This window comes from Sulfurihydrogenibium sp., from assembly GCF_028276765.1.
GTDB lineage: Bacteria > Aquificota > Aquificia > Aquificales > Hydrogenothermaceae > Sulfurihydrogenibium.
Map to the genome: position 1 here is coordinate 1 of NZ_JAPYVU010000029.1, position 22008 is coordinate 22008.

The 22008-nt window shown below is 31.9% G+C and carries 22 protein-coding genes; 12 read left to right on the forward strand and 10 right to left on the reverse strand.

Features of this window, described 5'->3' with window-relative positions; all coding sequences use genetic code 11:
* Nucleotides 1–8: 8 nt before the first annotated feature.
* From Q0929_RS05805 to Q0929_RS05835, 7 genes are all read right to left on the reverse strand, one after another.
* Entirely contained in the window at nt 9–521 is a 513-nt protein-coding gene (locus Q0929_RS05805; RefSeq protein WP_299238794.1) for a DUF29 domain-containing protein, read from the reverse strand.
* A 10-nt stretch (nt 522–531) separates the two neighbouring features.
* Nucleotides 532–1179: a methylthioribulose 1-phosphate dehydratase gene (locus Q0929_RS05810; RefSeq protein ID WP_299238795.1), complete on the reverse strand. Its 648-nt coding sequence runs from the start codon at nt 1177–1179 to the stop codon at nt 532–534.
* Between the two features lie 396 nt (nt 1180–1575).
* Nucleotides 1576–3426: a citrate/2-methylcitrate synthase gene (locus tag Q0929_RS05815; protein WP_299238797.1), complete on the reverse strand. Its 1851-nt coding sequence runs from the start codon at nt 3424–3426 to the stop codon at nt 1576–1578.
* Nucleotides 3427–3443: 17 nt separating this feature from the next.
* Entirely contained in the window at nt 3444–4751 is a 1308-nt protein-coding gene (locus tag Q0929_RS05820; RefSeq protein ID WP_299238799.1) for an ATP citrate lyase citrate-binding domain-containing protein, read from the reverse strand.
* A 292-nt stretch (nt 4752–5043) separates the two neighbouring features.
* Nucleotides 5044–5688 carry a YkgJ family cysteine cluster protein gene (locus Q0929_RS05825; RefSeq protein WP_299238801.1) on the reverse strand — a complete coding sequence of 215 codons (645 nt, stop codon included), beginning with the start codon at nt 5686–5688 and terminating at the stop codon, nt 5044–5046.
* Nucleotides 5689–5701: 13 nt separating this feature from the next.
* Entirely contained in the window at nt 5702–5935 is a 234-nt protein-coding gene (locus tag Q0929_RS05830) for a hypothetical protein (protein ID WP_299238803.1), read from the reverse strand.
* Between the two features lie 90 nt (nt 5936–6025).
* Nucleotides 6026–6355, reverse strand: coding sequence for a hypothetical protein (locus Q0929_RS05835; protein ID WP_299238804.1), 330 nt, complete (start codon nt 6353–6355; stop codon nt 6026–6028).
* A gap of 346 nt (nt 6356–6701) precedes the next feature.
* Here Q0929_RS05835 and efp point away from each other — a divergent pair, with 346 nt between their 5' ends.
* From efp to folD, 7 genes are read left to right on the forward strand one after another with little or no spacing between them, the layout of a single operon-like run.
* Entirely contained in the window at nt 6702–7274 is a 573-nt protein-coding gene (efp, locus tag Q0929_RS05840) for an elongation factor P (protein ID WP_299238806.1), read from the forward strand.
* A 37-nt stretch (nt 7275–7311) separates the two neighbouring features.
* The gene (accB, locus tag Q0929_RS05845; RefSeq protein ID WP_299238807.1) at nt 7312–7773 is read left to right on the forward strand and encodes an acetyl-CoA carboxylase biotin carboxyl carrier protein; all 462 of its coding nucleotides are present in this window, start codon (nt 7312–7314) and stop codon (nt 7771–7773) included.
* 4 nt (nt 7774–7777) lie between these two features.
* The gene (gene rfaD, locus Q0929_RS05850; protein ID WP_299238808.1) at nt 7778–8716 is read left to right on the forward strand and encodes an ADP-glyceromanno-heptose 6-epimerase; all 939 of its coding nucleotides are present in this window, start codon (nt 7778–7780) and stop codon (nt 8714–8716) included.
* Nucleotides 8709–9620: a homoserine kinase gene (gene thrB, locus Q0929_RS05855; RefSeq protein ID WP_299238810.1), complete on the forward strand. Its 912-nt coding sequence runs from the start codon at nt 8709–8711 to the stop codon at nt 9618–9620. The genes rfaD and thrB overlap by 8 nt, the downstream gene beginning before the upstream one ends.
* A 33-nt stretch (nt 9621–9653) precedes the next feature.
* Entirely contained in the window at nt 9654–10895 is a 1242-nt protein-coding gene (locus Q0929_RS05860; RefSeq protein ID WP_299238812.1) for a glycosyltransferase, read from the forward strand.
* The gene (purH, locus tag Q0929_RS05865) at nt 10892–12430 is read left to right on the forward strand and encodes a bifunctional phosphoribosylaminoimidazolecarboxamide formyltransferase/IMP cyclohydrolase (protein ID WP_299238813.1); all 1539 of its coding nucleotides are present in this window, start codon (nt 10892–10894) and stop codon (nt 12428–12430) included. The genes Q0929_RS05860 and purH overlap by 4 nt, the downstream gene beginning before the upstream one ends.
* A 12-nt stretch (nt 12431–12442) precedes the next feature.
* Nucleotides 12443–13300: a bifunctional methylenetetrahydrofolate dehydrogenase/methenyltetrahydrofolate cyclohydrolase FolD gene (gene folD / locus Q0929_RS05870; protein ID WP_299225960.1), complete on the forward strand. Its 858-nt coding sequence runs from the start codon at nt 12443–12445 to the stop codon at nt 13298–13300.
* Between the two features lie 224 nt (nt 13301–13524).
* On the opposite strand, the gene Q0929_RS05875 is transcribed toward folD, so the two are convergent.
* The gene (locus Q0929_RS05875; RefSeq protein ID WP_299238814.1) at nt 13525–14061 is read right to left on the reverse strand and encodes a hypothetical protein; all 537 of its coding nucleotides are present in this window, start codon (nt 14059–14061) and stop codon (nt 13525–13527) included.
* 131 nt (nt 14062–14192) lie between these two features.
* On the opposite strand from Q0929_RS05875, the gene Q0929_RS05880 reads away from it, so the two are divergent.
* The 5 genes from Q0929_RS05880 (at nt 14193) to Q0929_RS05900 (ending at nt 20650) form a co-directional block, all read left to right on the forward strand.
* Nucleotides 14193–17105 carry a glycosyltransferase gene (locus Q0929_RS05880; protein WP_299238815.1) on the forward strand — a complete coding sequence of 971 codons (2913 nt, stop codon included), beginning with the start codon at nt 14193–14195 and terminating at the stop codon, nt 17103–17105.
* Nucleotides 17106–17124: 19 nt separating this feature from the next.
* A complete protein-coding gene (locus tag Q0929_RS05885; protein ID WP_299238817.1) occupies nt 17125–17538 on the forward strand; it encodes an FdtA/QdtA family cupin domain-containing protein in 414 nt (137 codons plus the stop codon).
* Nucleotides 17535–18140, forward strand: a complete 606-nt coding sequence (locus tag Q0929_RS05890) for an acyltransferase (RefSeq protein ID WP_299238819.1) — start codon at nt 17535–17537, stop codon at nt 18138–18140. Before Q0929_RS05885 ends, Q0929_RS05890 begins: the two co-directional genes overlap by 4 nt.
* An 80-nt stretch (nt 18141–18220) precedes the next feature.
* The gene (locus Q0929_RS05895; RefSeq protein ID WP_299238821.1) at nt 18221–19321 is read left to right on the forward strand and encodes a DegT/DnrJ/EryC1/StrS family aminotransferase; all 1101 of its coding nucleotides are present in this window, start codon (nt 18221–18223) and stop codon (nt 19319–19321) included.
* Between the two features lie 375 nt (nt 19322–19696).
* Nucleotides 19697–20650 carry a glycosyltransferase family 2 protein gene (locus Q0929_RS05900; protein ID WP_299238823.1) on the forward strand — a complete coding sequence of 318 codons (954 nt, stop codon included), beginning with the start codon at nt 19697–19699 and terminating at the stop codon, nt 20648–20650.
* 230 nt (nt 20651–20880) lie between these two features.
* Here the strand turns inward: Q0929_RS05900 and Q0929_RS05905 are convergent, their stop codons facing one another.
* Together Q0929_RS05905 and Q0929_RS05910 are read right to left on the reverse strand one after the other, a co-directional pair.
* Entirely contained in the window at nt 20881–21213 is a 333-nt protein-coding gene (locus Q0929_RS05905) for a Smr/MutS family protein (protein WP_299238825.1), read from the reverse strand.
* 110 nt (nt 21214–21323) lie between these two features.
* On the reverse strand, nt 21324–21533 hold the full coding sequence (locus Q0929_RS05910) for a hypothetical protein (RefSeq protein ID WP_299238827.1): 210 nt from the start codon (nt 21531–21533) through the stop codon (nt 21324–21326).
* Between the last annotated feature and the right edge of the window lie 475 nt (nt 21534–22008).

The following is a 22008-nucleotide window of genomic DNA, read 5'->3' on the forward strand; positions in this document are numbered from 1 at the left end:
CCCATTTTTTACTCCTCCAAATCTTTTAACCACGGCTTATAGTCCAAAATCTGCTCAAATGTATAAGGACATCTTTCGGGAAAATCTTTTTCTGTTGGAATTCTGTTAAAATATTTTATTGCTAAATACAAGTTCTCTGGATCCTCAAACCAATTTACCAATCTTCTTACAGCACTTTTCCATGCTAAACCAATTTCTTCCTTAGCTTTTCTTTTTAAAGAAGGGCTATCATCAAACAGCTCTTCTAATTGAATTCTTGAAGTGTTTATACTTCTAACCCAACCATTACCCATACTATTATTTTCTTTAAAGTTTTCCCATTTATATAAATGCTCTAAAATAACAGCCATGAAACTAATTGCGCTTCTAAGCTCACTTCTTCCTATACTTTCAAGCTCCTCAATCACATTCTCCCAATCAACCAAATCGAATTCTTTGTTTTTAAGAAGTTCTATATTTTCTGTAATCCACCGATAAAAGTCTTTCTCATACAACTCTTTTAAATTTGCTAAGGTTTTCATTTTTTACCTCTTACCAAATATCTTTACTACCTTTAAATATAATTAAATTTTTCATCAGCTCAAACATAAACTCAAATGCTTCAACGTGCCTTTTTGCTTCAAATTCATCCCTTCCCCAGCAATAAATTCCGTGAGTTTTAATCAATACTGCCGGAACATCCGGATTTATAGCTTTTCCAGACTCTTCAGCAAGCTTTTTTAAATCAAAAAAGTTATCAACTATTGGAACTTCTATTTCTGCATTTTCTTTCCAAATATCAAGTGCTTTTATCATCTCTAAGTCTTTTATTTTTACTTTTCCATCTTCAAAGTAAACATAAGATATAAAATTGTTTGCCGGCGTATGAACATGAATAACACAACCAGCATCAGTTTTTTGATATATATAAGAATGAATCAATGTTTCTGCTGAAGGCTTCATTTTTGTTTTTTCAACAGGTTTACCATCTTTGTCAACAAAAATTACATCTTCATGTGTAACAGTTCCCTTATCTTTACCTGAAGTGGTAACTGCAAATATAAGTGGGTCATCATGAAGCTTGTAAGATAAATTTCCGCTTGTTGCAGGAAAAAATCCTTTATTGTATAGCTTGATTTTTAAATCATTTAAAACATTTACAGCCTTTTGCTTTTCTTCTTGATACAATCTATCTGACATAAGATTGACTCCTTTAAGTCATTTAAAAATTAGAAATTATAATTTTATCATAATAAACATACGTCGGGTGAGAAATTCAATAAAAATATGAGATTCTTCGCTTCGCTCAGAATGACAAATAGGGGTTGCCCATAGTCAAGTATATGATTATCAAGTTTTCTTCGTCATCCTGAGGACGTAAGTCCGAAGGATCTCTTTTTTTTAAATTCTATAAAAACCGCTAATTTCTCACCCAAGGTGTAGAAGAATTATCTAAAACTACTTTAAAAGAACAAAAATAAAGTTAAATTTACATATACATTCTACAGGTTACAAAAAAATTAGAACATCTTTAGACTTTTAATCTGAATTTAAACAAGACAGGGCAGGATTAAGCCTGCCCCGGTGGTTTATATGTTATATACCTTCTGGTCTCTTAACGTCATAGAGTATATCGTCTGTTGGATGTCTGTATAATGGCATATCTAAACGTTTTTCATCTAAGTAATGACCGATAAATCCGATAGACCTTCCAAGAACAAAAAATGCGTTAAATGCACCAGCTTCAATTAATTTGTCTATATCTTCGTTTGAGTAGCCTATTTGCTTAAACAGGTCAACAAGTAAAACTCCAATAGTTCCGTCAACGTTTAAGATTAAGTTTTCTTTTTTAGAAGTTGTAACCTTTTCTACTTCTAAAGCATAGTCTAAAAGTTCAATCTTAGGGAAGTTTCTTCTTGCAAAGTCCTTAAGTAGTTCAACTCTTTTATCTGGATTTTTGGTTGATTTAATTCTATGTCCAATGCCCGGGATTGGTATTTTCTCAACATTTTTCATGTATTCAACAAATTCGTTTGGAGACATATTTTTTTCATATGCCATTTTAAAGTATTTAGCTGCACCGTCAATCGCACCACCAAATCTTGGACCAATTGCCAGAATACCGGTAACGAGAGAAGACATCAAATCCTTTCCGGCTCTTGCTGTAACTTTAACATTATGAGCACCTGCAACTGCCGGTCCGTGGTCTGCAACAACTCTGATGACCATATCTATAAATTTAGATGCCCAATCTGGGAATTTTTGTTTAAACCATAGCAATCCTATAACGTCTGCGATTGATAGATTTTTTTCGATAACTTCACTTATAGGAACACCGCAGTATGTAGCTTCTTCTCCTCTATCATCAGAGATTGTACAGATAAAGTTTGTTGGCTTCCTTACTTTTCCTTCTCTTACTGCTTTAGATAAGTCCTCCGGAATAGGTGGAACTTCTGGCTCAACGATAGGCTGAATTATGCCTTCACCTCTTAGCATTTCATAAATACCTTTTATTACATGAGGAAGCTCGTTAAAGTTGTTTGGAACATGGATGCCGGCCTCTCTCATTGCTCTATTTTTAGCATCTGCTGTCTCTCTATCTGCCCCTGCTTTTGCGCCAGCATGTCCAAACTGAACTTCTCCACCAAAGAATTTAGAAATTGTACCAATACACCAACCAATGACTGGTTTAGTGATTAAGCCATTTTTAACAGCTTCAATAACTTTGTACTCTGCTTCTCCACCAACTTCCCCGAGTAAAATCATAAATTTAACTTGTGGATTTTTTTCAAATCTTAACATATGGTCTAAGAAATCTGAACCTGGGAATCTATCACCACCTATCGCTATACCTTCTGCAACACCATCGGCATTTCTTGCGATTATATTAGAAAGCTCATTAAATAATCCACCTGACCTTGTAACTAATCCAACAGAACCAGGTCTGTGAAGTTTAGAAGCAATGATATTTTCGATCGTTCCACCAGTATTTGCTATTCTAAAAGCCCCCGGTGCAATACCACCAACTGTTGCAGGTCCGATTATCCATTTTCCAAGTTGTTTTGCTTTAATTCTCATATCTCTTGCATATCTTTCAGGAATACCTTCAGCAGTGATAACTATAGTTCTGATTTGTGGAATTTCAAAAGCTTCTAATGTTACTGGATATGCTGTTCTAAAAGATGCAAAGTTTAAAAGCACATCAGCTTCTGGGTGGAATTTCGCAGCGTCTTTTGTAGATTTATAAATAGGAATTATTATTTCTTTTGTTCCATAGAAAAACTTTTCAAAGCTTCTTTCAGAAGTTGGTGCAACGATTGCAGCAATACTTGGAGACCTTCCTACTACATAATCATAATCTAACATCCTTTGAATTGCATTTGTGTTTAAGTTCCAGAAAATTGCTTTTGTATTTTTGTCAAATAGTAAATATTCCGGTTTGCTCATCTTATATCCTCCTTATTTTATGCAGCTTTTTCTTCTTCTAAAGCTTTTCTAACTATATCTGTCATGTGTAATTCAGGTCCATACACTTCAATTGGTAATCCAAGCTCTTCTGCAGCTTGCTTTATTCTTTTCAATCCAACTTCATAGTTTGGTCCGCCTCTTCTAACATATATCTTTACGCCTACTTGTTTCATTTTATCAGCGTATTCTTTAAATGCATCAATTATTCCGTCAAATGTTTTAGCTACGTCTGTAAAGTTAGCAATTGCTCCACCGATCAAAAGTATTTTTGGCTTTCCGGAAGGATGTTTGCTTCTTGTCATTAAGTCAAGTACTGTTTTAACATACTCTCTTGTTTCTGTTCTTGTTGGATTTCCTGAGTATTCACCATAATTTGCAAGCTCATTTACATATCCCATATCTGCAATCGTATCTGCATATACAACAGAAGCACCACCACCGGCAACAAGAGTCCAAATTCTACCTCCTGGATTAAGTATTGTTAACTTTAATGATGAGCCAGACTTCTCATCTAATTCTTTAATGTATTTTTCTTCCGGTGTTAAATCTCTCCCAAATCCTGATGGAAACTCTAACTCTCCCCATTTTTTACCAACAACAAAACCGGCTGTATCATCAACCTTTCCAACAAAGTCCAATAAGTAAACGTTATTGCCAACCATTACAAGTGGGTTTACTTCAAAATATACAAAGTGTAAATCTCTAAACATTTTATAAGCTCTAACAACAAAATCTCCGTATTTTTCTTTATCTTTAATCTCTTTTGGAACATTAGCTTTTATTAATTTTTCAATCTCTTCGTCAGAAGCTGTTGGTGGAATGTGAACTTCTACCACTTTATCCCAGTTTTCTTCAACATCTATACCACCAAAAGCAGACATGTAAACAGTATCGTAATCATCACCCATTGAGAATGAAACGTAGTACTCTTCTTCTGGCTCATGGGGAACAAATGGCTCTATTAAAAAGTGTGTTAAATGTCCTTTAACTCCATTAATTTCCACTTCTTCTTGCATTTTTTGTTTTATCCATTTAACCGCATCTTCGTATTTAACATCACCGGGTTTTTCAATTTTGTAAAGGACTAATCCAAGCTTTCCTCTCTTACCAAATAGCATATCCGGCTTTGCTACTAATGGAGTTTCTTTTAACCATGGATATTGCTCTGGAAGTTTGTCGAAATCTGTTTCTGGTGTAACGAGAACAGATTTAAACTCATAATTAAAAGCATCACCAAAGTAATCCTTCCAGTTTTGCGCGATGATCCTCTTGCCATCGTATTCTCTAATTCCCCTCTGTGCCATTTCCAACCTTCCGTCTGTAGCTTTTTTGCTACAGGCTGGGATATTTGTATTCCGCCAAAATTAAAAACACCCCAGCAGGCGGTAATTATGATTTTAATTATAACATAGTTTTAAATAGAAAATCAAACAGTGTTTTATTTTTGGATTTGTAAAAGTCATACCGGTTTGAGAAAATTAAAATTGTAAGGCTTTTCAATTTGTTTATTGATAACAAAAGTTCATCAATGGTGTTATTCTGAGTATAGTAAAGAATCTCTTACTTTTGCTAAATTTCCCATCAGACTTGTATAAATCATATTTTCGAGATAAACTTTTCAGCAAGCTTGTAAGGTTTTAGTATTATACTTCCATTTTCAGACGTAAGAATGAAAGTATCAAATAAATTTACAAAAAAGTTTTTATCTTTGTGATTAAAATTAATATTTTTTACAGACGTTTTTGTGTTAAAAAGGGGAATAAATTCATCTGAGAGAATATTTATCTTTTCTTTAATATCTTCGATGATTTGATCAAGAATCGGCGGAAATTCGAAAGGTGTTTTTGTTTTGCAAAGATTTTTATCGTAAGATGAAAAGGTTCTACATACAAATGGTCTTGATGGATATACTACGCAAAGATTGTTGTTTAAAAATGGGCATGGGTGGTTAGTTATATCTTTAAGGCTTTTATAATCTTCTAATCTTTTAGCTGTTTTGACTTTTTCGTTATCTGGTAGATTGTTTAAAGATTTTATAAAATCCAGTAATTCTGAAAAAGTTAGTTTAACTTCCCAGCCATAACAACAATAACTACATCCTTTTTCACAGGCTATTTTTGTATCTATTTTTAGTTTGTCATCTATGTGTTGATTTAAATCCCTTTGAAATTCAATGACCTCTTCAAAAAGCTCAGGATTTTTGTATATCAAAATAAATGCTATCAATAAATCTTCTTTCATTGTTTACTGTCTTCTATTTCACGATACCGGCTTCATTTTGTTTATCCACTTTTTCCCTAATTTCTTTAATCTCTGATGCGATTGATTCTAATTTGTCTAACATAATTATGTTTAATCTTTTTTGCAGCAGAACATCCTCATTGCTTCCAATTTTACTTTCAAAGTTTTTAATCAAGTCTTTTATTTGAGAGACTTCACTTCTTACTTGCGAAAATTCTTTTGATACTTCATCTCTCATTAATGACATTTCTTTTCTGATTTGTAGAATTTCACTTTTAACTTCAAAGATTTCTTTCGTTGTCTCATCTTTTAGCTTGAAGATTTCATTTCTTACCTCTTAAGACTCCTTTGACGTTTTTTCTCTGATTTTAGAGATTTCGTTTTTTATGTTTGAAAGCTCTTTGGCTGTTTCTTCTTTTACTGCTGAAATTTCGCTTTTCAATTTTGCAAATTCTTTTATTGCCTCTTCTCTAACTTTAGAGATTTCGTTTTTTACATTCGAAAGTTCTTTTGTTGTTTCTTCCTTTATTGTCAAAATTTCGCTTTTCAATTGCGAAAACTCTTTTGATACTTCTTCTCTTGCTAATGAAATTTCTTCTCTATTCTTTAATAAATCTTCTCTTAGCTTTACTATTTCAAATGTAAGCTCATTTTTTGTGTCTGTCAATCTATTCCACACTTTTAATATTTCATTTGATAATTGGCTTCTTGTGTTTGATAAATCTTCTCTCAAATTTAATACAGTCTAAGAAGTTTTATCAACTTTATCTTTAATCTCTTTTGTTCTCTCATCCACTAACTTATATAATACTTCCTTCAAAAACTTATCTATTTCAAACAAATCCATATAAAATTCCAAAAAATTTTTTACAAGGTTTTGTAAAATTATTATATTACGATTTATTTGTTTTTCAAAAGTTTTTACAGATTACAGAAGTACCTTTACATCTAAATCTCACTTTTTGGCTACATGTTATAATAATGTTTTAAAAAATTTTTATATGGAGGATTTAATGGGCGTTAAAATTGATATCAACAGAATAGCAAGAGACCAGTTTATCTTGGTTGATAATCAACCTTATAAAGTAGTTAGCTATGAACACGTAAAACCGGGTAAAGGTCAAGCATTTGTTAGAGTGAAAGCAAAAAACATGAGAACAGGAAACGTTACAGAATTTACTTTTAAATCTTCCGATTTAATCGAGCTTGCAGACTTTGAACAAAGATTTATGAACTACTCTTACACAGATGGTAGCTACTACTATTTCTTAGATACAAACACATATGAAACGTTTGCTGTTCCTGCTGAAGCTATGGAACATGAAGCACAGTTTTTAAAAGAAGGAATGCAGGTAGTTGTATTTTTAGATAGAGGAAATCCAATCGGTATAGAACTTCCAAAGCATGAAGTTTATGAAGTAATAGAAACAGAACCAGGATTTAAAGGTGATACAGCTACAAACACATTAAAACCTGCTAAAATAGAAACAGGTGCAATAGTCCAAGTACCATTGTTTATAAACGTTGGAGATAGAATTAAGGTAGATACAGAAAATGGAACTTACATAGAAAGAGTAAATAAATAAACTTTTCTCTTCTCTGGTTGGGAAGATTGGAGGAATCATGGATAAAGAATTTATTTTTCAATTAATTGAAAAAATTAAAGACACTAAGATTGAAGAAATAGAGCTTTCTACAGAAGAATACAGTGTTTATATCAAGCAGTATTTAGGACCAAAAGAAGTTATATCTCAATCTCCTGCTTCTCAGGTTGTTAACATTCCAGCTAATCCGGTTGTAGAAGTAAAAGAAGAGGTTAAAAAATCTGAAATTAAAGAAGAACAAAAATATCATGTTATAAAATCGCCACTTGTTGGAACATTTTACAGGTCTCCATCTCCAGGAGCTCCTCCGTTTGTTGAAGAAGGAGATATGGTATCAAAAGGTCAGATTTTATGTATCATAGAAGCTTTAAAAGTTATGAATGAAATAGAGTCCGATGTAGATGGCAGAGTTGCTAAAATTTTAGTTGAAAATGGTCAGCCTGTAGAATACGGACAAGAACTCTTTTACATTGAGGTGTAATCGAATGTATCAAAACATACTTATTACAGGTGGTGCAGGATTTATTGGCTCTAACCTTGCTTTAAAACTACAAAAAGATTATCCAAACAGCAAAATCTTAATCTTAGATGATTTTTCAAGTGCTAACTTTAAAAATTTAAAAGGTTTTAAAGGAATAGTTTATTCCTGTGATGTATCAACAGATGAGCTTTTTTTTAAGGTAGAAGATTTTAAGCCGGATGTAATTTTTCATCTTGCATCTATTACAGATACAACAGTAACTGACCAAGAGTATATGATGAGAAGGAACGTTGACGGTTTTAAGAATATATTAGAGTTTGCTTACGATAATGAAAGCATTGTAGTGTATGCATCATCTGCTTCTGTGTATGGAAATGTAAAGGAGCACGTACCATTAAAGGAAGATAGAGAAAAATCTCCTGAAAATGTGTATGCTTTTTCTAAATACATCATGGATAACCTTGCACAAGAATTCAGCGACAAAACAGGACTAAAAATCGTAGGCGTTAGATACTTTAACGTTTATGGTCCAAGGGAAGCCCACAAAGGAAAGTTTGCAAGTATGATTTATCAGCTTTATTTACAGATGAAACAAGGAAACAGACCAAGAATTTTCAAATGGGGTGAGCAAAAAAGAGACTTTGTATATGTTAAAGATGCAGTAGATGCTACCATTTTAGCAGCAAAAGCTCCAAAATCTACTGTTTATAACGTCGGAAGTGGAGAGGCAACATCTTTTAATGATGTAATTAAATATTTAAATCAAGCACTTGGAACAAATTTAGAACCAGAATATTTTGACTGTCCTTACGATTTTTATCAAGAGTATACTCAAGCAGATATGACTAAGATTAAAGAAGAGCTTGGATTTGTGCCAAGATACAGCATACAAAGAGGCATTAAAGAGTATGTTGATATTTTAGAAGGAAGAATAAATGACTAAGAAAATTGTCAAAGTAAAAGTTCCGGCTACGACGGCAAACTTAGGGGCAGGCTTTGATACATTCGGTCTTGCTTTAACACTTTATAACGAGTTTGAAGTAGAAGAAGCAGATGGAGTATTTATAGAATCTTATCCAGAAAATGAATTTTTGAAAAATCCGGAGAATAACCTTTTTATAAAAGTAGTAAAGTATTTATGCGAAGCAGAAGGAAAGACATTTCACGGTGCAAAGTTAAAACAGACTATCAATATACCAGTAGCAAGAGGACTTGGTAGTAGTGCAACAGCAATAGTTGCAGGCATCTTAACAGGCTTTGCAGTCCATAAAAAACCGCTGACAGATGAAGAATTTTTTAAAGTAGCATATCTATTTGAACCACATCCAGACAACCTCTTACCAGCTTGGAAAGGTGGCCTAATAGCAGCATTAAAAACAGAAGATAAAACATATTACAGCAAAATAGATTTTCCACAAGAACTAAAAGCAGTTGTTGTAATACCGGATTTTGAGCTTTCAACTGAGCTTGCAAGGTCAGTACTACCAAAAGAAATACCATTAAAAGATGCAGTGTTTAACATTCAAAGGGCATCACTTTTTATTAGAGCATTGCAAGAAAAAAGATTTGATTTATTAAAAGTAGCAATGGAAGATAGATTACATCAACCTTACAGAAAAAGCCTAATTCCAAACTTTGATAAGGTTATACAGTATGCTTACGACTCAGGGGCAGTTGGTGCATCCTTAAGCGGTGCAGGCAGCACAATGTTAGCCCTTGCTTTGGATAATTTTGACAAAATCGGACAGGCAATGGTATCAGCCTTTTCAGAAGCAGGCATAAATGCAAAATATCTCGTTTTAGACGTAGACACAGAAGGTGCAAAGGTTGAGATAATAGAGAAGTAAGTAGAAGTAAAAAACTTTAAAAAGGAGTAGTACATGGAAGAAAATAAAATCACCAAACCAAGAGTTGTATTTTTAAAAACTCCAGACCCAAAAAATATGGTTGAGAATATCATAGATGGATTAAATAAGTCTGTTTCTGCAAGAAATTTTGAAACAAAAATTGTAGAAATCAACGTAGATAATCTACAAGAAGTTATCAATCAAATCGTTGAATTTAAGCCATTATTTACATTTGATATAAATTTAGACGGTATGATTTATGCAGAAAATGAAGGACAAAAACAGCCATTCTGCGACCTGCTCGGAAACATTCATATCACATGGTTTATAGATGACCCAATGATTCATTTTACAAAATTAAAACCAGTTATTCAGTCAAATCAAATACTTTATGCAACTATTGACATAGAACATCTCCAATGGCTTAGGACTCTTGGAAAAAATGTTGCATTAATACCAGCTGGCACTAATCCGGCTAAAATTCCACCACCAAAAGAAAAAGAGTTTGAAGTAGCATTTGTTGGTCCACTGACAGACCCAATCCTTATAGAAAATGATTGGCAACAAAGATTTGACCCTAATTTATTTGGCTTTGCTGTTGAACTTGGAAGGCTTATTTACAGAAACCCAGATATGCCAATTAGATTTGCATCGGGATATTTATTATCTCAATTAAGCCCAGAATTTCAATCTGCATTAATACAATTCCAACAAGAAAACGAAGAAGAATTTTCAAATCTTCTTATAGAAATCGGTCTGTATGCTATGCACTTAAGAAGATGGAATATAATCGATTCAATAGAAAATTATGAAGTTAATATTCTTGGTCCGGTAAACGGAGAAGTTAAAGATAATGTAGTAGTTTTTGAAGAAATTTATACTCAAAAAGATGTGATAGATTTTATCTCTAAATCAAAAATATCACTACTAAGTCAGCCACCATTCATCCCATCAAGTCTTGGGTTTACAGTGTTTGACAGTGTGGCAACAGGAACTTTAACATTTGTTGAAGAAAGACTTGCTTCAAAATCTTTCTTTGAACCAGAGAAAGAGATAATTACATACCATCCAATAGATTTTATAGAAATAGAAGGAAAAATCGCTTATTATCTTGAAGAAGCTCCGGATGAAAGAGAAGAGATAGGAAAAGCAGGAAGAGAAAAAGCATTAAAAGAGCATACAATCTACTCAAGGGGCGAAATCTTAGCCAACATTATGGAAGACATAATCAGACAATCTATTCAAGAAGAAAAAAAACCGGAGGAAAATAATTGAAAAGAGCTTTAATATCTGTTTCTGATAAAACAGGTGTATTAGAATTTGCAAAAGAGCTTAAAAATCTTGGATATGAGATTATATCCTCTTCAGGAACTGCAAAATATTTAAAAGAAAATGGCATAGATGTTATAGAAGTTTCACAAATAACAGGATTTCCAGAAATACTTGATGGTAGAGTAAAAACATTACACCCAAAAATACATGGCGGAATTTTAGCCATCAGAGACAACCAAGAGCACAGAAAGCAGCTTCAAGAAAATGATATTAAACCAATAGATATTGTAGCCATAAATTTATATCCATTTGAAAACACAGTTAAAAAAGGTGCTGATTTAGATGAGATTATAGAGAATATAGACATTGGCGGTCCTGCATTAGTTAGAGCATCTGCTAAAAATTATAAATACGTTGCCATAATAACAGACCCAAAAGATTATAACGATATAATCAACGAGCTTAAAGAATACGGAGAAATAAGCATACAGACAAAGAAAAAGCTTTCATTAAAAGCATTTAGACATACAGCCTTTTATGACAGTATAATTTCACAAGTTTTAAATGAAAAATTTGAAATAAACGAAGATTTTCCGGAAAGCTTAACCATTCCGATGAGACTAAAATCCGGGCTAAGATATGGAGAAAATCCACATCAAAAAGCATCTCTTTACATAAACCCACTTGAAAATGGCATTTCTGTTGCAGATAGCGAAATTTTACAAGGTAAAGAAATGTCTTTTAACAACTACTACGATGTTGATTCTGCTGTGCTTTTGGTTAAAGAGTTTGAAGAGCCAACCTGCGTTATAGTGAAGCATAACAACCCTTGCGGTGTTGCAGTTGCAGAAAATATAAAACAAGCTTACACCCTTGCCCTTGAAACAGACCCAAAATCAGCTTTCGGCGGAATTGTAGCATTTAATAAAGAAGTTGATGAAGAAACAGCAAAAGAACTTACAAAATTATTTTTAGAGGTGGTAGTTGCACCTTCATTTTCAGATTCAGCGTTGGAAGTATTAAAAACTAAGAAAAATTTAAGAGTTGTAAAAGTTAAAAACTTTGATAAAAAATTAGAAGGAAAAGATATAAAAAGAATCTCAGGTGGATACTTACTCCAAGACAGAAACTTAGGGCTCTATACAGAGTTAAAAGTAGTTACAGAAAGACAGCCAACAGAAAAAGAGTTAGAAGATTTAATATTTGCTTTAAAAGTTGTTAAACATGTAAAATCTAATGCGGTTGTGATAGCAAAAGACAAAAGAACTGTTGGCATTGGGGTAGGACAAACTTCAAGAGTAGATAGTTTAGAAACAGCAATCAAAAAAGCAAAAGAATTTAATCTACCATTAGAAGGAAGCGTTCTTGCATCAGAAGCATTTTTCCCATTTAGAGATAGCATTGACACAGCAGCAAAAGAAGGAATAAAAGCAGTTATACAACCAGGTGGTTCAATCAGAGACCAAGAGGTAATAGATGCATGTAATGAGCATGGAATTGCGATGATATTTACAAACATGAGACACTTTAAACATTAAGGAGTAGAAGGCTTGATTTTATTAGACGGAAAATCCTTAGCAGAGAAGATAAAAAATCAAATAAAACAAGAAATAGACCAGCTAACACAAAAAGGCTATAGACCGCCTGTTTTATCTGTGATTCTTGTCGGAGAAAACCCAGCAAGTCAGATTTATGTAAATAAAAAAATTAAAGATTGTGCATCGGTTGGAATAAAATCAAAACCTTTTTTCTTGCCTGAAAATATAACCCAAACAGAGCTTTTAGAGCTTATTGGAGACCTAAACGGAGATGAGGAGGTTGATGGAATTTTAGTCCAGCTTCCTCTACCATCTCACATAAACACCCTCGAAATAATAGAAGCTATAAACCCAAATAAAGATGTTGACGGATTTCACCCAATAAACGTTGGAAAGCTTGCAACAGGAAGAAATGATGCAATACTTCCATGTACACCCTATGGAATAATGAAGCTTTTACAAGAATACAACATTGACCATTTTGGAAAAGATGTTGTAGTCGTAGGAGCAAGCAATATAGTAGGAAAACCAATGTCTTTATTATTTTTAAAAGATGAAAAATCAACTGTAACAATATGCCATAAAAATACAAAAGACTTAAAGTCCCATACACTTAAAGCGGATATTTTAGTCGTAGCAGTAGGAAAGCCAAATTTAATCACTGAGGATATGGTTAAAGAAGGTGCTGTTGTTATTGATGTGGGAATTAATAGAGTTGATGGTAAAATCGTTGGAGATGTAGACTTTGAAAACGTAAAGAAAAAAGCCTACGCAATTACCCCAGTCCCCGGCGGCGTTGGTCCAATGACCGTCGCTATGCTTTTATATAATACATTAGAAATTTATAAGAGGAAATTAAGTGAGATGTGAGACGAGACTGCTTGTAAATTCAACTTCATAATTCCGAAGTCGGCAAAGAATCTCTTTTTTTCTTTTCAAATCAAAAAATCAAAAGAAGAGATCCTTCAGACTTACGCCCTCAGGATGACGTAGAAAGGTTGAATAGTAAGCATAAGAGAAAGGTTAACTTTTTCCTGTCATTCTACAGCCGGCGAAGAATCCCATATTCTTTTTTGAACTTCTCACTCAATATATTATCTCAAAAATACAAATTTACATTTTTGATTTTCATAATCCCTTTCTTCCCACTTAATACCTTTTACCCCTGCCTCTAAACCTCTTACAAAAGCCTCTATAAATCCCCATCCACACCAGCATACACAATGCTCAATCGGTTTAAGTCCTCTTGGTTTTAAATTCCCCTCGTAAAATACACAATTACAAATATAAGCTTCATTACTATTTCTTTCTATTTTATATGCAAAACCAAAAGCATTTAAAGATTTTTCAAGTAATTCTTCCCACTTTTCTTTTGGATACTTTTCCATTAGAGACTTAGCAACTTCCCTTCCAAGCTGTCTGATTATCGCATATCCACCATTTTGACCAAACATGTTTTGAACTTCGTCTGCAAAAGCAAAAACAATATCTCTTCCAGTACAGTTTTCTTTGTTTTTCTCCATAACAGATTTCACTATATTATCTACAGCCTTTTCTCCAATGATCGCTTTAGTCAACTCTATTAAAGTATTGATAACTTCCTTATTTATTTCCCCTTTTATCTCTACCATGGTAATCCTCCTTAAAAATCAACTAACCTTTTGATCATCATTCTGCAACCGACAAAGAATCCTGATTTTATTGAATTCCTGTCTCAATGTATATTATATTATAAATCAACTAAAAATAGATAAGGTTTTTTATGATGGACTTAAAAATATCAGTTTTAATTCCAACTTATAACAGACCGGAGTATTTAAGAGAAGCTTTAAAAAGTGTTTTAGGACAATCACTTAAACCATATGAAGTTATAGTTGCAGATGATAATCCAAATGAAGAGATAAACAAAAAGAATTTTGAAGTTGTAGAGGAGTTTGCTAAAGATTATCCTTTTATAAAATACCATAAAAATGAGAAAAATCTTGGACTGGCAGGAAATTACAAAAATCTGTTCTACTTAGCGTCAGGAGATTTAATCCATTTTTTAGACGATGATGGTATCCTTGCACCTTATACATTAGAAGAGTTAAGCAAACCTTTTAAGGAAGATGACAACATAGTAATATCTGCCGGAAAAACTTTATTTGTCGATGAGAGATCAAAAGTTATTTATCCGACTGTATTTAAAAACCATTTAGAATTTTATGAAAAGCATTTTAATGATTCTTGCGTTAATGGTAAGTGGCTGATAGAAAAATCCTTAGAAAAAATTTTTAACATTATGGGAAGTTTTTCAGGTTTTATGTTTAGAAAAGACAAAGTAGATTTTGAGCTATTTAAATTTAACAATATAGAGTTTGAAGCCAATTCAGATTGGTTTTTATGGATGAATTTAGCAAAAAAAGGAAAGGTTTATTTAAGTAGCAAAGTCTCTAACTTATTTAGAATGCATGGAGCAAATGATCAGCTTAACATAAAAACTGCAATTAAAGGAGCAGTTGAGAGGCAAGTTTTCTTAACTAAAGAATTTATTGACAGTCTTGGTATAGATGAAAATTTATTTAGGTACAAAGATGGATTTGTAGAAAGTTTATATTATATTAATGTCTTTTACCCATACATAAAAACTGATAGAAAACTTTCCAAAGATTTAAAGCAATTGTTAAACAAAATCTACAACACAAATTTAGATTTAAAAATTGAAAGAAAACCATTTTCTATAATTATAGTCTCTTACAACTCTTCAGATACTATCAAAGAATGCGTTCAATCAGTTTTAGATTCTTATTTATTAGAAAACGATGAGATAATCATTGTTGACAACAATTCAAAAGATAACACGGTTGAAATCGTAGAATCTTTTAGTGACAGCAGAATAAAGATAATAAAAAATTCAGAAAATCTTGGATATTCTAAAGCTATAAATCAAGGAGTTGAATTGTCAAAGAATTCTTATTTAGTATTTTTAAATCCAGATACTGTTGTAATCTCCAAGGATTGGTTAAACAGGTTTTACAAAGAGCTACAAGATAAACATGTTGCAATGGTTGGTCCGGTTTCTGACATAGCAATGTATAAAAATAATTTATCTAGTTATATTCTTCCAAGCCTTCAATTTTTAGACTTAGGAAGATATGAAAAATTTTTAAAGTATATTTACAATGATTATCGTGAAGATACAACTCTTTTATCAGGATTTTGTATTGGAATATCAAAAGAAAGATTTTTAGAATTTGGAAAATTTGATGAAGACCTTATCCTTGGATTTGATGATTTTGATTTTTCATTAAAAGCTCAAGAAAAAAATCTAAAACAGTATGTTTTACCTTCAGTATTGATAGCACATAAAAATCATAAATCGTTTGAAAAAGATATAAAAAAAGCTAATTATCTAAATAAATTAAGTTTATACAACTTTTTAAAGAAATTAATCAAAAAATACGGATATGGAAACGTTCCAAATCCAATAGATTTGTTTATGAAAAATGTAAAAAAAACAGAGCCATTTTATGCATTTGACTTGTCCGATGGAAGGTACAGATATGTTTTCAAATTTACTGACAAAGAAAAACCAAAAGACTTTTTTAGACAAAAGGCTAAAATAATAAAATCCAAACCAAGAATAGCAATCATAACGGTTAATTACTTATCTTCTGAATATATAAAAAGTCTTGCTAAATCCATCATAGAGTCTAACTATCCAAACATAGATTTTATAGTTGTGGATAATTCTGAAAATGAAGAAGAGTTTAATAGGCTTGAAAATATCTTAAAAGAAGTGTTTGGAGAAATTACAACAAAACAATACTATCTACTAAAAAATGTTAACAATGGCTATGCTGGCGGAAACAATTTAGGCATAAGATACGCTATAGAAAATTTAAAATCAGAATATATATGGCTGCTAAATCCGGATACGAAAATAGAAAAAAACACACCTTTGGAGCTTTTAAAGACCTTAGAGTATACAGACGTTCCGGTAGTTACTTGTAAGATAAAAAATTACGATGATGAAAAAGTTCAATATGCAGGGGACAATATATTCTTAGGCGGAGTTGAAAACTTAAAAGATTATGGCTTAAGATATGTGAAGTTTTTATCAGGTGCCAACATCTTTATGAAAAGTAAAGTTATTGAAAAGGTTGGATATATAAACGAAGATTTCTTTTTATACTTTGAAGATAATGAATTTCTTATAAGATTAAGAAAAAACGGAATAAATCCAATTTATACACCTTTTACATTTATCAGACATAAAGTTGGAGGTACTACAGATAAAAGCAATAAATATCCTTTATGGTATTATTATGAGATAAGAAACAGATTGTTGATTCTTGATTATACAGCAGATAATAAATATGATTTTATGGATTATCTGACAATCACTTTAGATGAGATTAGAAAAAGCTATATCGAATCAGAGTATAATAAGAAACAAGCTATTTTGGATGGTATTTTTGATTTTAGTAAAAGGATAAAAGGGAAAGTAAATAGAGGCAATTTTGACAAAGAAGAAATAGAAAATAGATTGAAAGAGCTTGAAAGTTATACAGAAGATGTTATTATAGACTATGATATTGAAAAAAGGTATTTAAAATTAAAGTTGAATCCAGAGAGAAAAGATTTATTTGATGAGTTTTTAGAGTTGGTAAAGATAAAGGAAATAATTTTTTAGCTTAAAAATCGGAGGGAAAATGAGTGTTGAAAGGTGTAAAATAATAAACCTTCCCAAGATTAGCGACCCAAGAGGCAATCTTACATTTATAGAAAGTAATAAACATATACCGTTCGAGATTAAAAGAGTTTATTATTTGTATGATGTTCCAGGTGGTGAAACAAGAGGTGGACATGCTCATAAGAATTTACAGCAACTTTTAATTGCTGTAAGTGGAAGTTTTGATGTTGTAGTAGATGATGGATACGAAAAAAGAAGATACCATCTAAATAGGTCTTATTATGGGCTATATATACCAACTATGATATGGAGAGAAATGGATAATTTTTCCTCCGGTTCTGTTTGTCTTGTGTTAGCATCTGATTTTTACAATGAGGATGACTATATAAGAGATTATGATGAGTTTTTGAAAGAAGTGAGGAAAGGAAAATGAAAAAAGTGTATACGGAGATCGATGGTGTTTATATACATCCTAAAGCAATAGTAGAATCAAATAAGATAGGAAAAGGGACAAGGATTTGGGCTTTTGTTCATATACTGCCAGAAGCAGTAATTGGGGAAAACTGCAATATCTGTGATCATACTTTTATTGAAAACGATGTAATAATCGGAAATAATGTAACAATAAAAAGTGGAGTACAAATTTGGGATGGTTTAAGAATTAAAGACAATGTGTTTATAGGACCAAATGTTACTTTTACTAATGATCTTTATCCACGAAGTAAGGTATACCCTAAAGAGTTTATAAAGACCTATTTGGAAGAAGGGGTAAGTATAGGAGCGAATGCTACAATTATATGTGGCATTACTATAGGGAAATGGGCCATGATTGGCGCAGGTAGTGTTGTGACAAAAAATGTTCCTGATTATGCTCTTGTATTCGGTAATCCTGCAAAAATAAAAGGTTATGTTTGTATATGTGGTAAAAAATTAAAATTTAAAGATAGTAAGGCGGAATGCGAATGTGGAAAAATTTATGAGATGAGGAACAGTAAAGTTTTCATGTTAATAAATGACAAAAATAATGAAGAGTGAATAGTTTTTTATGCAAATAATTCACCAGTTTTTATTATGAAGAAATAAAAGACATTTATTTTACTAAGCTGGAGATAAAAGTGATTCCATTTCTGGACCTAAAAAAACTTAACGCTCAGTATAGAGATGAGCTGATAGAAGCGTGTACAAGAGTTATTGATAGTGGATGGTATATTCTCGGAAAAGAAGTAGAAGAATTTGAAAAAGAGTTTGCCAATTACTGTGGTACAAAATACGCAATAGGTGTAGGAAATGGGCTTGATGCCCTTACTTTAATTTTAAGAGCCTACAAAGAGCTTGGAATTTTGTCTGATGGAGATGAAGTTATAGTTCCGGCAAATACCTATATTGCAACCATTCTTGCCATTACAAATAATAATCTTATTCCTGTATTGGTAGAACCAGACATAGACACATATCTCATAGACCCGGATAAAATAGAAGAAAATATTACCTCAAAGACAAAAGCTATTATGGTTGTTCATCTATACGGACAGACTTGTGAAATGGATAAAATAAACGAAATTGCAAAAAAATATAATCTAAAAGTTATAGAAGATTCAGCACAATCGCACGGAGCATATTATAAAGATAAACGGTCTGGTAATTTGGCAGATGCAAGCGGATTTAGTTTTTATCCAGGCAAAAATCTTGGAGCCCTTGGAGATGCAGGAGCAATCACAACAAACGATGACCAATTAGCTGAAGTATTAAAAGCCTTAAGAAATTATGGAAGTCGCAAAAAATATGAAAATATATACAAAGGAGTAAATAGCAGACTTGATGAAATTCAGGCAGCTATATTGAGGGTTAAACTTAAATATCTTGATGAAGAAATAGAAAGAAGAAGAAAAATAGCAAGATTTTATTTAGAAAATATTAAAAATAATAATATAATTTTGCCTAAAGTTAGAGAAGATAGCAATCACGTATGGCATTTATTTGTAATAAGAACAGAAAAAAGAGATAAGCTTCAGAAATATTTATTAGATAAAGGGATACATACATTGATTCATTATCCTATTCCGCCACATAAACAAATTGCATACAAAGAATGGAACGATAGAAGTTATCCGATAACAGAAAAAATATCCAGAGAAGTATTAAGTTTGCCTATAAGCGGTGTTTTAACATTAGAAGAGGCTGAAAAAGTAATTGAGGCAATTAATGAATTTGATTAAAACCTCGATTCTTTCTTCTATATCTACTGTTATAAGAATAATTTCAGGATACGTCGGGTGAGAAATTCAATAAAAGCATGGGATTCTTCGCCGGCTGCAGAATGACAAATATGGGTTGCCCATAGTCAAGTATATGATTATCAAGTTTTCTTCGTCATCCTGAGGACGTAAGTCCGAAGGATCTCTTTTTTTAAATTCTATAAAAACCGCTAATTTCTCACCCAAGGTAATACTTTTGTGATATTATGAATTCAAGAAAATCGGGATTTTCCCAAACTGGTATGACTTATACACTTGTTGGAATTTCTATAGCATTTATGGTAAACTATCTATTATATACGATATTTCTATTATTTGCATTAAAGGGGTATTTAAATGGAAGATGAAGCTTTAAAAAAAGATAAAAATTTACCACTGGTTACTATTTGCATACCTGCTTATAACCACGAAAGATATGTAGGACAAACAATTCAAAGTGTAATCGACCAAACCTATGAAAATATTGAGCTTATCATAATAAATGATGGTTCAAAAGACAAAACGAATGAAGTCATAAGAAAATATATCCCTGAATGTGAAAAAAGATTTGTAAGATTTGAATATAGAAATAGAGAAAATAAAGGACTTTCCGCAACATTAAATGAAGCTGTTGATTGGGCAAAAGGAAAGTATTTCTCACCGATAGCCTCTGATGATGTATTACTTAAAGATAAAATTTCTGTATTGGTTGATAAACTTGAATCCCTGGACGATAGTTACGCTGCTGCATTTGGAAATGCAATTTTCATAGATGAAAATGGGAAGGAAATATATTTAGACCCAATAACTTTAACTCCAACCTCCAAAGAAAAAGGATTTAATTTGTTTTTAGATTTTCATACGAGTTATAGAGATTTTGATTATAAGGATCCAAATCTATTTGGTTCATATAAAACTTTATTGGCCGGAAATTATTTACCTGCCATGTCTTGCATTATTAAACTTGAAAATATCAGGGAAGTTGGAGCTTGGACAGAAGGGAATACATTAGAAGATTGGGAAATGTGGCTTAAACTTTCTAAAAAATATAAATTTGCGTATGTTGACAAACCGGTAGCACTTTATAGATGGCATGCAACCAATTCTGTCAAAGTGATGGCTAAAAAAACTCACTATGATGCAATAAATTTATTAAAAAAAGAAAAAAATTATGCCCTGGAAAATAATTTAAAGCATGTTTTATACATGAGTTTAATGAATCATATAGTTGGGATTAGAAATCATAGTTATAATGATTTTATTAAAGAATTATTAAAAAATATTAAAGAGCTCAAAGAGCTCAAGGATTAGAAAAAGAAAAACACACAGTTTAGATTTTAAAGCTTAAGTAATTTATTAATTACTCCAAGAAAACAAAACTATGAGAGAGATTGGCTGTGGAGGATAGCTAAAAAGTTTAGACTTATTAATTAGAAAAATAAAAGACCTCATGGAAATATTAGATAAAACGGTTAAAAATATCAATACAGGTTTATCTCTATTTCAATTAGCATCTAAAATAAATCAAAAATTCTATCCCTCTACTCTTCAAATCTAACTATGGTTACTCCAAGACCACCTTCGTGATATGGCGCATCTTCGTATTTTAGTTTAAATGGAAGTTTATCTAAGTATTCTCTCACTACATTTCTTAAAACGCCTGTTCCATAGCCATGGATTATTTTAAAAGTAGTATAACCTTCAAGTATTACTTTATCGATGTACTTTTCTAACTCTTTTATAGCCTCTTCTTTTGTCTTGCCAATTAGATTGATAGATGGGGTTATATCTGTTTTTGATTTGGTTATGAGACTTGTCGATAATTTTGTGTGATGGTGTTCCAAAATTCCCGTAAGTTTACCTTTCCTTGTCATTCCGAGGCCGTAAGGTCGAAAGATCTCGTTTTTGATTTTTTCGATTTGAAAAGAAAATTATGAGATTCCTCGCCGGCTGCAGAATGACAGTTTGAATTTTTGGAACACCCTCATAATTTTGTGTCTGGATCGAAACTTTTTATTAAACATGAGTATCTCTCTAAGCCCAAGCTTTTTAGTGTGAAATCTATCTTGCTTTCTGAGTATCCATTGTATACTAAACTTATAAGAAGGTCTATGTAATCTTCGTTGACTCTTTTGTAATGGTTAGACAATATTTGTGGTCTAAATCTACCCTTTTTATCTTCTTGGAAATTTATGTTAAGATTTTTATACCTTTTGGAAAAAGTTCTTTAACTAATTTTTCAGCTGATCTGTCTAATACTTTTTCAAATTATTCTTTCTTATCCATTATTATTCCTCCTTATAATTTTATTTAGACACAACATTATTTTAACTTCCAGAGTTGAATGTAAAGCATGTGGAAATAAAACAAACGCACAAGTAAATGGAGCTCTGACAAAAAAGCAAATCCTTAAGATGTTGATAGAAAGGTATCTTGAGAGACTGAAAGAGTGCAAGAGTCCTCCCTTGAATATTCTAAACCCTTGTCAGAGCTAAAGCGTCAAGTTAGGTATGTGTAGATAGATATTCCACTATATTTGAAAATATACCTCGGGTGAGAAATTCAAATATAAATAAAACATCTAAAAAAGCTCCTTGGTGGCAGTTAAAATTGTAATAGCAAAAATTCCACCAAGGAGGTAAAAATGCAAAACTCTAATCTTTATTTTA